A 13,103-nucleotide genomic window follows, 5' to 3' on the forward strand; every position below is an offset into this window, starting at 1 on the left:
GCTCGGTTCGGTGGCGGCGGCGGGTCAGGCGTCGAGCACCAGGGCGCAGTTGCTGCCGCCGAACCCGAAGGACGTGCTCACGGCGACGGTCGCGTCGTGCCGGCGGGCGCCGCCCAGCACCAGGTCCAGGTCGGGCAGGAGCGGGTCGGACCGTTCGGTGTGCGCGATCGGCGGCAGGATCCCGGTGCGCAGGCTGCGCAGGGTCAGTACGGCCTCGATGGCACCGGCCGCGCCGAGCGTGTGGCCGAGCAGCCCCTTGTTCGCGGTGACCGACGGGCGGTGCGGGAAGAGCCGCGCGATGAGCCGGCCCTCGGTGAGGTCGTTCGCCGGCGTCGAGGTGCCGTGGGCGTTGACGGTCTGCACGTCGGCGGGGCTCAGGCGGGCCTGTTCCAGCGCCTGGCGGACGGCGGCCTCGGCGCCCGCGCCCTCGGGATGCGGTGCGGTGGGGTGATGGGCGTCGGAGGTGCTGCCGTAGCCGAGCAGCCGGCCCAGCACCTCGGCGCCCCGGGCCCGTGCCTTGGCGGGCTTCTCCATGACGACGGCGGCCGCGCCCTCGGAGATGACGAAACCGTCGCGGTCGGCGGAGAACGGCCGGGAGGCGTCGGGCCCTTTCTGCTGGGACAGGGCGCCCATGCGGGCGAAACCGGAGACCACCAAGGGCGTCACACCGGCGTCCGTGCCGCAGGCGATCACCGTGTCGCACAGTCCCGCGTCCAGCAGGGTCTTGCCCAGGCCGATGGCCGCCGCGCCGGAGGCGCAGGCCGCGACCACGGTGTGGCTGGGGCCGGTGATCCCGTGGCGCAGGCTGATGGCGCCCGCCGCCATGTTGATCAGCGAACGGGGGTGCAGATACGGCGAGACGATCCCGGGACCGCCGCGGCCGAGCCGCTCCTGCTGCTCCTGCAAGGTCGTCACGCCGCCGAGTCCACAGCCGACGACGACGCCGACCCGGTTGCCGTCCCAGCTGTCGGGGTCCAGGCCCGAGGCGGCGAGCGCCTCCTCCACGGCGGCGAGGGCGAAGCGGATGAACGGGTCGGTGCGCGCGGTGCCCCGCCCCGCGAGCTGCCCGGGACGCAGGGGCGGCACCCGCAGGCTGTGCAGAACGCCGGTGTCCTCCAGCGGCTCGGGGTCTCCGGCCGGCAGCGAGCGGGCCGCGCACAGCGCGTCCCAGGTGGCGTCGGTGTCGGTGCCGGCCGGGGTGACCAGTCCGGTGCCGGTGATGGCGACGGGGCCGTCGGTCACGCCGCTTCCCGGCCCGGTGCGGCCAGGGCGACGATGTCCCCGACGGTGAGGTCGGCCATGCGGGTCTCCTCGCCCTCCAGATCGACGCCGGTCTCCTCCTTGATGCGGACGATGAGCTCGGCGACGGCAAGCGAGTCCAGTTCCAGGGTGCGCAGGCTGACGTCGTCCGCGATCTCCGCCGGATCGACCTCCAGGTCCTCGGCCAGGATGCTGTGCACGAGCGTCTTGGTGTCGGTGCTCATTTCTGTCGTCACCTCTGTCGGTTGTCGGGTTGCTGACCGGCGCTGCGCGCGAGGTCGGATCCACTGTGCTGGCGCCTGATATGAGCCACGTATCGCGCCGTTATCGCGTGTGCGAGGGCACGGGGCCGGGTGTGCCGGAGGGCCTGAGCGGCCCCGGATAGGCGTGGAAGCCCTGCCCGGTCTTGCGGCCGAGCCGCCCCTCGGCGACCAGTCCGGCGAGCAGGGCGCAGGGGGTGAAGCGGTCGTCCTCGGTGAGGGTGCGCAGCACGTCGAGCGTGTCGACGACGGTGTCGAGGCCGATGAGGTCGGCGGTGCCGAGCGGGCCCATGGCGTGTCCGAAGCACTCCTGGAAGACCCGGTCCACGGTCGGGGCGTCGGCGGTGCCCGCCTGGACGACCGCGGCCGCGTCGTTGACGGTGGCCATCAGGACACGGTTGGAGACGAAGCCGGGGCCGTCGGAGACGACGATGCCGTGTTTGCCCATCCCGGCCAGCAGGCCCAGGGCGCGATCGAGGGTGTCGGCGCCGGTGCGCGGGCCGCGGACGACCTCGACGGCGTCCTTGGCCCAGGCGGGGTTCATGATGTGCATGCCGAGGACCCGGTCGGGCCGGGCGGTGTGTGCGGCGAGCCGGTCGATGGGGATGGCGGAGGTGCACGAGGCGAGGACCGCGCCGGGCGGGCAGAGGGCGGCGAGGTCTTGGAAGAGCTCCTCCTTGAGCGGGATGCGCTCCGGGGCGCACTCGACGACGAAGGACACGTCGCCGAGCTGCCGGAGCTCGTCGGTCCAGCGCACGCGCGGGGGCAGCAGGCCCGGCGTGTCCCGCGGGGCCTTGCGCAGGAGTACGGCGGCCCGGGCGCCCTCGCGCAGTCGTGCGGGGCCGTCGGCGAGGGCGCGGGGGTCGGGGTCGACGACGATCACGTCATGGCCTGCGGCGGCCAGGCACTGGGCCACCCCGACGCCCATGGTGCCGGCGCCGACGACGCCGACGCTGAGCGGGGGTGGTGGCGGCGCGGTCTCGGGTTGCATCGGCTCTCCTCCGAGCGGGGTCAGCGGGGTCAGGGCTGGGCGACGACGCGCACCGCGCCGTCCGGGGCGGGGGGAGTGCGGGCGGGGTCGTAGCCGAGGAGCATGCCCGTCTCGGTGCGTTCGAGGACCTCGAAGCCGCTGAACCGCAGGTTCACCAGCATCACGCGGTTGACGTCGGTGGGCACGAACTCGGCGAGGGGGCGGCGGCCCGCGGCGAGCGCGTCGCGCAGCAGGTGGCCGATCAGGGCGGGGCCGATGCCCCGGTTGATCACCCGGCAGGACAGCAGCAGGAGTCTCAACAGGCTGGTCCGCTCGTCGAGTTCGCTCAGCGCGAGGCCGACGGTGCCGTAGGAGCCGAACCGGTCCTCCAGGCTCGCCACGAGCACCTGGTGCCCTTCGGAGGTGCACAGGTCCCGCAATTCCGCCATGTCGTAGGTGCGGCCGGTGGTGTTCAACTGGTGGGTTCGGACCGTGAGTTCGTGGGCGCGGTCGAGGTCGTCGGCGGTCGCGGGGCGCACGGTGAGGACCAGCCCGAGCGAGGCGAGGAACTCCTGCGGCGGTCCGGTGTGGTTCTCCTGGGCCTGTCGGCGCCGCGCTTCGCTGCGGTAGAGCCGGCGCCGGGCCCGGCTCTCGCCGGTGACGTACGGCGGCCGGTAGTCGGGCAGCCCGGGCAGCAGCGGGGCGTGTTCGGCGGGATGGCAGCGTACGACGGGCAGGGCGGCGGCGACCTCGGCGCGTTCCACGGCGTCGTTGTCGATGAACGCGATGGTGTCCAGGCCGATGCCGAGGGTCCCGGCGATCCGGCGCACCGCCTCGGACTTGGTTCCCCAGCCGATCTCCACGACGGTGAACAGCTCGTCCAGGCCGAGGCCGGTCAGATGGGCGACGGCGGTGTCGTGGTCGCCGCGGCTGGCGACGGCGTGCAGGATGCCCCGCGCGTCCAGGGCCTTGAGCGTGGCGACGGCTCCGGGAGCTGGGCGGGGGGTGTCCCCCTCCAGGACCGTGCCGTGCCACAGGGTGTCGTCCAGGTCCCACACCAGGCACTTGACGAGGGGGGCCGGCGGGGAACTCGCGGTTTCGCTCATGCGTGAGCCTCCCGACGGGCGGCGTGGGCAGCAGAGTTGAAGCCGTAGCGGCGCAACAGCCGTTCGGCGATGTGCAGTTCGGCGACGTGCGCGGACCCCTCGATGAGCTCCATGACCTTGGCGTCGCGGAAGAAGCGCCCCACGAGGCTGTCGGGAGCGCAGCCGGCGGCCCCGAGGGTCTGTACGGCGCCGCCGGTGACCCGGACCGCCGCGCGGGCCGCCGCGTACTTGGCGACGACGGTGTCCGCGACCGCCTCGGGCAGGCGCTGGGCGCGTGCGTGTGCGGCCCGGGCGCACAGTTCACGGGCGGCGGCGGTGTCCACGGCGCAGCGGCCCAGCAGGGCGCGGACCACCTCGTGCTCGGCGAGCACGGCACCGCCCTGGGTGCGCCGCGCGGCGTGCTCGGCGGCGGCGTCGAGGACGGCCTCGGCCATGCCCACGCACCCCCAGGCCACGGTGAAGCGCCCGTGGTCGAGCGCGGTGGCGACGACGTGCGAGAGGCCGAGCCCGACAGGTGCGAGGAGGTGGTCGCGGGGCACGCGCACCCGGTCGAGGGCGAGATGCGCGACGGCCGCCGCGCGCAGGCCGAGTTGTCCTTCGACGGGCTCTCTGCGCACGCCCGGCCGGTCGCCATCGACGAGGACCGCGGCGGGGCGTCCGTCCGCGGTGCCCAGGACGAGGAAGGTGTCGGCGGTCCGGCCGAAGGTGACCCAGCGTTTGTGCCCGCTGATCTCGATCTCCTCCCCCTTCTCGGTCACGGAGGCCGTCACGGCGGACAGTTCGGTGCCCGCGTCCCGCTCGGTGGCCGCGAACGCGGCGCGCCGCTCGCCGCGGGCCAGCGGCGGCAGCCAGCGGGCGCGCTGGGCCGGGGTGCCCCAGCGCAGCAACGCGGCGGTGACCATGTCCTGGACGGTGACCAGGGCACGCAGGGCGCTGCACGCCCCGCCGAGGTGCGCGCACACCTCGCCCAGCTCGGCGGGGGTGCCGCCGCCGCCCCCGTGTGCGGTGGGCACGCCGACGCCGAGGAGTCCGGCCCGGGCGGCCTCCGCGACGACGGAGTCGGGCAGTTCACCGACGCGGTCCCAGTCGGCGGCGTCCGCGCTCGCCCGGGCGGCGAGGGCGGCGGCGCTAGCCGTTGGCGGCATCGGTCACCGTCCCCGGGGAACGGTCGCCCGTCTTGGCGGTGACGAACGCCAGGATGTCGGCCGCGGTCCGGAAGTTGCCGACGTCGAGGTCCTCCGCCTCGACGGTGAGCCGGAAGCGGTGCTCGACGAACGCGACGAGCTCCAGCGCGAAGAGCGAGTTGGCGCGCCCGTCGGCGAAGTAGTCGTCGTCGGGCCCGACCGGGCTGCCCAACGCCCGGGTGAGGAAGGCCAGGACGTCCTCGGCCGCTGTTGCCATGGGATCTCCGGAGGTCTGGTGGGTCTACAGCTGGTAGGTGTGCTCGTGGTCACCGCCGGTGGCGACCAGGAGCAGGCTCCAGGCGGCCACCGGGCTGGCGTTGATCAGGACAACCGGTCCGCCGTCGGGCAGTTCCCCGCGGCGCAGGGCCGTGTCGAGGTTGAGCAGGACGTCGGCGGGGCCCAGGTGTCCGTAGTGGCGCAGGTTGTCGCGGCAGGCCGGGAGCAGGGCCATGTCCAGGGCCTCCTCCAGGAAGGCGAAGCCACCCGTCGAGAGGTTCTGGCTGACGTATCCGCGCACGTCCTCGCGGCGCAGGCCGTTGCGCTCCAGCAGCCGCCGCAGCAGCTCGCGCAGCCGGTTGCGGGTCTCCAGGGCGAGCCGGAAGGAGTACGCGGTGGGGTCCCGGCACTCCTCGCGCCAGTCGGCGACGCGGCGGTCGCGGAAGGGCACGTGGAACAGGTCCCAGTAGGCGCCGTCACTCTCCTGGAGGCAGTCGAGGATGCGCAGGTCGCCGGCGCGGGCCAGCAGCAGCGCCTGTCCCGCGTCGCCGCTGACCGTCACGGGATGCCGGTAGCGGGCCGGCGTCGCGGGCTTGCTGCCGTGGACGACCAGGACGTGCTCCAGGTCCGGGTCGGCGGCGAGGAGCCCGCGGGCGGTGAGCAGGGCCGGGGTGATCGACACGCAGCCGAGACCGCCCACGGAGAAGGTGAGGGCCGCGTCGGCGCCGAGCAGGTTCTGCAGCCGGGTGGCTTCGGAGACCATCAGCCGCTCGGGGGCGCGGGACTCGACGACCACGAGCGCCCCGAGGTCCGCGGCGACGACGCCCGCCTCGGCGAGCGCCTGCCGGGCCGCGTCCAGGGCCAGCGCCGTCTCGTCGAGCGCGTCGTCGGCGCGGATCCGGTCGATGCCCAGGGCCAGGCACAATTCGCGCTCCGCCGGGTGGAGCGCGGCCAGTTCAGGCAGGTCGGCGAGGTCGACGCCGCGCTCGGGCAGGTGCCAGGCGGCGGCGCGGATCGCGAGCGGCGCGGCCATCTCAGCCCTGTCCGGCGAGTTCGGCGAAGGCCTCGGCGAGTCGGTCGGCCAAGTCGTTCATCCGGTCGGCGGCGAGCCGCTCGTCATGCACCAGGTGGACCTCCAGGGCGCCGCCCGAGATCGCGCTGGTGACCACCGTTGGCACGTACGACAGCAGTGTGTTCTGCTCCAGGGCCAGCGGCCCGGAGCGGATCCATACCGGGTCCTCCCCCGTGCGCAGTTCCTCGCCGCCGGTCGCCGTGTGCTCGACGAGCAGGTCGGGCTCGGGCAGGCTGCGCAGCACCGCAGTGGCCGGGGTGAGCGGGCTGAGGTGGCGCAGGATCCCGTAGCCGACACCGTCGTTCGGCACGGAGCGCAGGATCTCCGCGGCGGCGGGGACTACCGTGTCGGCGCGCTGTCCGGGGCCGACCGGCAGCAGCACCGGGTGGGCGGAGGTGAACCAGCCGAGCGCGAGGGAGCGGTCGTCGGGACGGTAGGGGCTGGGGGCGCCCGAGCCGACCGTCAGCAGGCAGGCGTCGGGCTGCCCGCGCCACCGGCTCCAGGCGCAGGCGACGGCGGCCGCGGCCGCTTCCCGCCCGGCCGCCCCGGACCTCTTCAGCTCCCGGGCCACCTGTTCCGGGGGAAGCGTACGGCGCAGCACGACCGTGCCGGTGCACGGTCCGGCAGGCCGGTCGGGCAGTGTTCCCGTGCTGCGGCCCGCCTCCAGGACAGCGGTCCAGTGGCCGAGTTCGCCGGCCAGTTCGTCGGACTGCGCCGACTTCAGCAGCCGCTCGGTCCAGTGCCGCCACGCCCGCCGTCGTACGTCGCTCCGGCCCGACGGGGCGTCTGTGGAAGCGCCGTATCGGAGCGCGGAGTTGAGCTCCTCCAGCAGCGGTACGGCCGAGATGTGGTCGTAGGCGAAGTGGTGCACGGTGAGCAGCAGGATGCCGGTGCGACGTGGGCCGCGGTCGTAGAAGCGGGCGCGCAGCATCGGGCCGCGCACCGGGTCGACGGCGGCGGCGAGCTCGGTCTTGTCGGCTTCCAGGACGGCGGGTACGGCATCGTCGTCGAGCAGCGGCAGTGCCCTGACGTCGACGACCGTGGACGTCTCGGCCGCGGCGCGGACCAGACGGTGGCCCAGCGCGTTGCTCCTGAGGCGGAAGCGCAGGGGTTCGTGCAGCCGCACCAGCCGGTCGAGCGCGGCCCGCACCGCGTCCGCACGGACGCCGGGGGCGGTCTCCAGCACCTCGGCGACGATCAGGTCACGTCCGTGGTCCGGCGCTCGGTCCAGGATCGCGTGCATGAGCGGGCTGAGGACGATGGGCTCGTCAGCGTCGTCGTGGGCCGCCGGGGAGGTGGGCGCGGCCAGGGCCGCGAGGTCGCGCAGGGTGGGGTGGACGAGGACGTCGTGCGGGGTGAGGGCGAGCCCGGCGCGCTCGGCCCGGGCCGCTACGGCGACGCTGAGCACCGAGTCTCCGCCGATGGCGAAGAAGTCGTCGTCAGGACCGACGGGCCGCCCCAGCAACTCGGCCCAGATACCGGCGAGGACACGCTCGGCGCTCTCGTCGGAGGTAGGTTCCGTCGGGGATCCGGCGGGGACAAGTCGTGCGGGCACGGCGGCTCCAGGGGTGGCGGGGCGGGGGTTCGGATCCTCAACACCGCCCGCGGGCAAGGCGCCGCGCGGGCTGGATCCCTCAACACGGCCTGAGGTCAGGGCCCGTCGGGGCTGCGGGTCCTCAAGACCTCCCGTAAACAAGGGAGAATCCTCAAGATTGCCCGCGGGCAAGGCGCCGCGGGCCAGCTTGCCGTTGGCCGTGCGCGGGAGGTGGCGGTGGGTGAGGATGCGGGCCGGGAGCATGGCGGCGGGCAGCAGACGGGCGAGCCGGTCGCGCAGGTCGGCCTCGGCGGGCAGGGCCTCGCCCGCGATGTGCGCGACGAGCCGGGGTGCGCCGTGGGTGTCCGGCTCCGCGCCGACCACGGCCTCCCGCACCCCCGGCTGCTGGAGCAACGCGCGCTCGATCTCGGCCGGTTCGATGCGGTGACCCCGGATCTCCACCTGGTCATCGGCGCGCCCCTGGAAGTCGAGCGTGCCGTCGAGACGGACGCTCACGACATCCCCGGTGCGGTACATGCGCGCACCGGGCACTCCGGCGAACGGGTCGGCCACGAAGCGCGCGGCGGTCGGTCCGGGCAGGCCGTGGTAGCCCCGGCCGACGGCACGGCCGCCGAGGTACAGCTCTCCCGGCCGGCCGGGCGGCACGGGCCGCAGACCGGCGTCGAGGACGTGGGCGCGGACACCGGGCAGGGGACCGCCGATGCCGGGGAGCGGACCGGCCTGGTCCGGCGTGACCTCGCCGCACGTGCCCACCACGGCGCACTCGGTGGGCCCGTACATGTTCAGCAGCCGGAAGGACGTGCCCGGAGCGGGCCGGACCCGCAGCCGGTCACCGCCGGTGGCCAGCACCCGCAGTCCGGGCACCGGCACGTCAGGGGCCTCCGCCAGGACGAGTTCCGCCATCGGTGTGGGCAGACAGGCGACCGCGATCCGCTCGTCGGCGAACCCGCGGAGCAGCGCGGCCGGCGTACGGAGAGCGTCGTCGGCGAGGTACAGGGTCGCCCCGTGGCGCAGGGTCCCGAGGATCTCCAGCACCGACCCGTCGAACCCCGGCGCGAACCCCTGGGCCACCCGGTCCCCCGCCCGCAGCCCGGTCTCCCGCCCGAACCACGCCAGCAGGTTCTCCAGCGCCCCGTGCTCCACTGCGCACCCCTGCGGGCGTCCGGTGGAACCGGAGGTGAAGGCCACGTAGGCGAGCCGACGCACCTGGCCGGAACCACGGGCGAGCGGCACGCCACCACGCCCCGGGCGGCCCGCGTCGTCCGGCGTCACCGCGGTCCTGCCGCCGGCGTGTGCGGCCGTGAGGTCGGGCGGGCCGACGAGGACGGGAGCGTCGAGGTCCGTGAGGATGCCGGCGAGCCGGTCGGGCGGGGCGGCCGGGTCGAGGGGCACGAAGGCCGCGCCCGCCTTGAGCACGCCGAGCCAGCCGACCACCAGGTCCGCGCCGCGCGGCGCGAGCACCGGCACCACCGTGTCCGGCCCGGCGCCGGCCTCCGACAGCCGTGCGGCGAGCAGTTCGGACCGCCGGTCCAGTTCGCCGTAGCCGCAGGTCTGCCCGCCGTGCACGACGGCCGGCCGCTCCGGGTCCTCGGCGGCGATCCGCCGCACCGCCCCCGTCACATCCCCGTCGGGCACTCGCGGCTCGGCACCGGAGACGAGGTCGCTCAGCGGACGGTCCGGGTCCTCGATCGCGGCGGCGATCAGCGCGAGGAATCGGTCGGCGAGCCCTTCCACCGTGGCGCGGTCGAACAGGTCGACGGCGTACTCCACATAGCCGGGCATGGGCCCGTCCGCCTCGTCGCTGAACCCCAGGGTGAGGTCGACCTTGGCGGTGCCGGGCGCGACGCCGGCCACGGCCCCCGCGTCGGTCGTCACGGTGAGGCCCGGCAGCTCCGCGGTGTGCGGGGCCGTGTTCTGGTGGGTGTAGCAGACGGTGTACAGCGGATGCCGGGACGGATCGCGCCGCGGGTTGAGGTCGGCGACGATCCTCCCGAAGGGCACCTCCTCGTGGTCCAGGACGCCGGTGACCGTGGTCGCCGTACGCCGCACCAGGTCACGGAAGCCGGCGCCGCCGTCCACGGGCGTGCGGAACGGCAGGACGTTGTTGAAGTAGCCGACGAGTTCGTGCGTGGTGGGGCTGAGACGACCGCTGGTGGCCGCCCCGACGACCACGTCCCGGTGCCCGGCCCACAGATGCAGCAGGGCGTTCACGGCGGCGAGCATCGTGACGAACGTCGTCACCCCTTCACCCCTGCTGAACTCCCGGACCGCCCGCGCCTGTTCGTCATCGATACACAGCTCCAGCAGATCTCCGGCGTACGACGGGACAGGCGGCCGGTTCCGGTCCGAGGGGAGTTCGGCGGGCCGGAGGCCGTCCAGTTCCGCCCGCCAGAACCGCAGTCCGGCGTCGAGCGCCCCGCCGGCCAGCCGGTCGCGCTGCGCCACGGCGAAGTCGGCGTATTGGACCGGAAGTTCGGGAAGCCGGGCGGGCCGCCCCTCGCGCCGGGCGGCGTAGTGCTCGGCGAGGTCGCGGAAGAACACAGCGGGCGACCAGCCGTCGAAGACGATGTGATGCCAGGTGCACAGCAACAGATGGTCGTCCTCGGCCAGGGTGACCAGGGTGGTCCGCAGCAGCGGCCCTGCCTCCGTACGGAACGGCGTACGGGCCTCCTCGACCGCGATCCGGCGCGCCTCCCGCTCGCGTTCCGCCGCCGGCCGGTCCCGCAGGTCGAGGACGGTGAGGTCGGGCGGTGCGGCGTCGAACACGGCGTAGGGCCGGCCGTCGTCCTCCAGGATCCGGGTGCGCAGCACTTCATGACGTAACGTCACCCCACGCACCGCGGCCCGCAGGGCGTCGATGTCCAGGGCGCCGTGGTAGCGCAGTTGTCCGGGGATGTTGTAGAGCGGTCCCTTGGGCAGCAGACGATCCAGGTACCAGAGCTGTTCCTGGTTGACGGAGAGCGGGAGGCGGCCGGTGCGGGGGACGGCGGTGACGTCCCGGTCGGTCCCGTAGTCCACAGGGCCGTCGGTACCTGCCGCGGTCGCCTTCCTGGAGTCGATGAGCGCGGCCATGTGCCGGACCGTCGGGTTCTGGTAGAGGTCGGCGAAGGTGATGCGCACGCCGAAACGGACCCGGGCCTCGCGGAGCAGGGTGATACCGGCGATGGAGGTGCCGCCGAGGTCGAAGTAGTGGGACTCGGGACTTATGCCGGGAGCGTCGAGGACGCGGTGCCAGATCTCCGCGACCGCCCGCTCCGTGTCGTCGTCGGCGGGCGGGGCCGCAGGGGCGGGCGACGGTGCGGCCGGGCGCGGGGCCATGTCGCCCTGCCGCTGATCCGGTGATCCGTACCAGCAGGGCACGGCCTCGAAGGGATACGTCGGCGCCTCGACCCGCTCCAGGTCCCGGCCGTCGTAGGCACCGTTCCAGTCGACCTGGACGCCGAGTTCGCAGAGCCTGCCGAGCGCGCGCAGCACGCCGTGGCGGCCGGAGTCGGCGGGCAGTGCGATGACCGGCAGTCCGGGCGCCAGCTCGCGGATGCGCCGGGACAGCACACCGTCCCCGCCGAGTTCGAGGAGGACGGCACCCTGCTGCACGAACCCGCGCACGGCGCGCAGCAGGCCCGCCTCGTCGACCTGTTCCGTCAGCGAAGCATCCGCGGCCCGCATCACCGCCTCGGCCCAGTCCAGTCTCCCCCGCGCGACCTGCACCGCGAGGTTCCCCGGCCCCGACCCGACCAACCGCGCGGTGTCCAGACCGAGCGCCCGCACGAGCCGGTACAGCCCCGTCTGCCGCACGAGCAGCCGCCGCACCGGCGCATCCTGCGGCGCCCCATCTCCGGCCTCCGCCAGTGCCGGGAACTCCCCGCACAGCTTCTGCCACGTCCGCTCGTCCGCGTCGGCGACCGTCGCGTCCCCGGAGCAGAGCAGGACCAGCGGCGGGTCCGCGGGAGCCGGTTCGGCGGGGACAGTTGCGGTGCGCAGCGCCCGCGCGAGGTCGGCGGTGTCGCGGGCGACGACGGCGACACGGTGGCGGTGGTGGTCGCGGCCGCGGTTGAGGGCGTGGGCCACCTCGGCGAGCGAGTGCCCGGTGGTCTCGGCGAAGTCGGCGAGTGCGGCGAAGTGACGGTCCAAGGCGCCCGGCGTCGCGGCGGAGACCATGACGAGCTCCCCGCCCCGCACGCCGCGCCCGCCCCGACTCCCGCCGGTCCGGCGGGCCGGTGCCTCCTCGACGACCACGTGCACATTGGTGCCGGTCAGTCCGAAGGAGCTGAGCCCCGCCCGGCGCGGGCCGCCCCCCTCGCCCTCGGGCCAGGGCCGGGCCGTGTCGTTGACGCGGACGGGGCTGCCGGAGCCGAGCAGGGGGTGCGGCTCGGTGAAGCCGGGCGTCGGGTACAGGGTGGTCCGGCGCAGCCCCGTGACCACCTTGAACAGGCCCGCCATGCCCGACGCGTGGTCGAGGTGGCCCAGGTTGGCCTTGACGGCGCCGATCGGCAGCGGCTCCCCCGTCGCCCCGGCGCTCAGGAGGGCCTGCCGCAGTCCGGCCGCCTCCACGGCGTCGCCGAGCGCCGTGCCGGAGCCGTGGCACTCCAGATATCCGGCGGAGGTGACCGGCAGACCCGCGTCCCGCCAGGCCGCCTCGATCACCTCGGCCTGGGCGTCCCGGCTGGGCGCGCTCATGCCGGTCGCTCGGTAGCCGTTGTGGTTGACGGCGGTCCCGCGCAGTACGGCGTGGATGTGGTCGCGGTCGGCCAGCGCCCGGGACAGCGACTTGAGGACGACGATTCCGCCGCCCTCACCGCCGACGGTGCCATCGGCCGCGGCATCGAACGGGCGGCACACACCGTCCGGCGACTCGATGCCCGGCAGCGGCTCGTATCCGGCCAGCGGCCGCAGCACGGTCCGGAGACTCACCCCACCGGCGATCGCAAGCTCGGCCTGTCCGGAGCACAGTTGCTGCACGGCGAGGACGACCGCCGCCAGGCTGCCGCTGCACGCGGTGTCGACGACGTGGCAGGGGCCGGCCAGGTCGAGCAGATAGGCGACGCGGGCGGCGCTCGCCGACGGCAGGGTGCCGAGGATGCGCTGCGGGTCGTCGTCGGGGACGAGTCCGGCGTAGGCGGGGTCGGGTGCGCTGAGGACGACCGCGGTGCGCGAGCCGCGCAGCTCGCCCGGGGCGTGGCAGGCGTTCTCCACCGCCCGGTGCACCAGGTGCAGCGCGAGCCGCTGATGCGGGTCCATGGTCTGCGCCTCATGCCGGGAGAGCCCGAAGAAGGCGTGGTCGAACAGGTCGATGCGGTCGAGGTAGGCACCGGGCGCGTACGAGGTGCCCGGGTCGCCTCCGGCGTACCGCACCCGTTCGGCGCTCGGCGGTGCCACGGCGACCCGTCCGGCGCGCAGATTGTCGTGGAGCATGTCCAGGTCGTGAGCGCCGGGCAGCGCCACCGCGACTCCGACGATCGCCACAGGCTCGTGCCCCATCG

Annotated in this window: 8 protein-coding genes; all 8 read right to left on the bottom strand. The window is 74.6% G+C overall.

Going from position 1 to position 13,103, the window contains the following annotated elements:
- Positions 1–24: 24 nt before the first annotated feature.
- The 8 genes from ACFYW5_RS29585 to ACFYW5_RS29620 all read right to left on the bottom strand — a co-directional run bounded on the left by ACFYW5_RS29585 (position 25) and on the right by ACFYW5_RS29620 (position 13,101).
- Positions 25–1,242, bottom strand: a complete 1,218-nt coding sequence (locus ACFYW5_RS29585) for a beta-ketoacyl-[acyl-carrier-protein] synthase family protein (protein WP_389420164.1) — start codon at positions 1,240–1,242, stop codon at positions 25–27.
- Positions 1,239–1,484: an acyl carrier protein gene (locus ACFYW5_RS29590; RefSeq protein ID WP_389420165.1), complete on the bottom strand. Its 246-nt coding sequence runs from the start codon at positions 1,482–1,484 to the stop codon at positions 1,239–1,241. Before ACFYW5_RS29590 ends, ACFYW5_RS29585 begins: the two co-directional genes overlap by 4 nt.
- Positions 1,485–1,584: 100 nt before the next feature.
- Positions 1,585–2,511 (bottom strand): 3-hydroxyacyl-CoA dehydrogenase family protein, encoded by a 927-nt coding sequence (locus tag ACFYW5_RS29595; RefSeq protein ID WP_389420166.1) that lies wholly within the window; start codon positions 2,509–2,511, stop codon positions 1,585–1,587.
- Between the two features lie 29 nt (positions 2,512–2,540).
- Entirely contained in the window at positions 2,541–3,596 is a 1,056-nt protein-coding gene (locus ACFYW5_RS29600) for an HAD-IIIC family phosphatase (protein WP_389420167.1), read from the bottom strand.
- Positions 3,593–4,741 carry an acyl-CoA dehydrogenase family protein gene (locus tag ACFYW5_RS29605; protein WP_389420168.1) on the bottom strand — a complete coding sequence of 383 codons (1,149 nt, stop codon included), beginning with the start codon at positions 4,739–4,741 and terminating at the stop codon, positions 3,593–3,595. Before ACFYW5_RS29605 ends, ACFYW5_RS29600 begins: the two co-directional genes overlap by 4 nt.
- Positions 4,725–4,997 carry an acyl carrier protein gene (locus ACFYW5_RS29610; RefSeq protein ID WP_389420169.1) on the bottom strand — a complete coding sequence of 91 codons (273 nt, stop codon included), beginning with the start codon at positions 4,995–4,997 and terminating at the stop codon, positions 4,725–4,727. Before ACFYW5_RS29610 ends, ACFYW5_RS29605 begins: the two co-directional genes overlap by 17 nt.
- A 24-nt stretch (positions 4,998–5,021) precedes the next feature.
- Positions 5,022–6,029, bottom strand: a complete 1,008-nt coding sequence (locus ACFYW5_RS29615; protein ID WP_389420170.1) for a 3-oxoacyl-ACP synthase — start codon at positions 6,027–6,029, stop codon at positions 5,022–5,024.
- 1 nt (position 6,030) lies between these two features.
- Positions 6,031–13,101: an amino acid adenylation domain-containing protein gene (locus ACFYW5_RS29620; protein WP_389420171.1), complete on the bottom strand. Its 7,071-nt coding sequence runs from the start codon at positions 13,099–13,101 to the stop codon at positions 6,031–6,033.
- Positions 13,102–13,103: the final 2 nt, after the last annotated feature.

Origin of the sequence: Streptomyces sp. NPDC002779, from assembly GCF_042888685.1 — a bacterium.
Taxonomy (GTDB): Bacteria; Actinomycetota; Actinomycetes; order Streptomycetales; family Streptomycetaceae; genus Streptomyces.

Bases quoted from the DNA above. Each gene is read 5' to 3' on its own strand.
- ACFYW5_RS29610 (WP_389420169.1), bottom strand. From the start codon at position 4,997: ATGGCAACAGCGGCCGAGGACGTCCTGGCCTTCCTCACCCGGGCGTTG.
- ACFYW5_RS29605 (WP_389420168.1), bottom strand. From the start codon at position 4,741: ATGCCGCCAACGGCTAGCGCCGCCGCCCTCGCCGCCCGGGCGAGCGCG.
- ACFYW5_RS29620 (WP_389420171.1), bottom strand. From the start codon at position 13,101: ATGGGGCACGAGCCTGTGGCGATCGTCGGAGTCGCGGTGGCGCTGCCC.
- ACFYW5_RS29590 (WP_389420165.1), bottom strand. From the start codon at position 1,484: ATGAGCACCGACACCAAGACGCTCGTGCACAGCATCCTGGCCGAGGAC.
- ACFYW5_RS29615 (WP_389420170.1), bottom strand. From the start codon at position 6,029: ATGGCCGCGCCGCTCGCGATCCGCGCCGCCGCCTGGCACCTGCCCGAG.
- ACFYW5_RS29600 (WP_389420167.1), bottom strand. From the start codon at position 3,596: ATGAGCGAAACCGCGAGTTCCCCGCCGGCCCCCCTCGTCAAGTGCCTG.
- ACFYW5_RS29595 (WP_389420166.1), bottom strand. From the start codon at position 2,511: ATGCAACCCGAGACCGCGCCGCCACCACCCCCGCTCAGCGTCGGCGTC.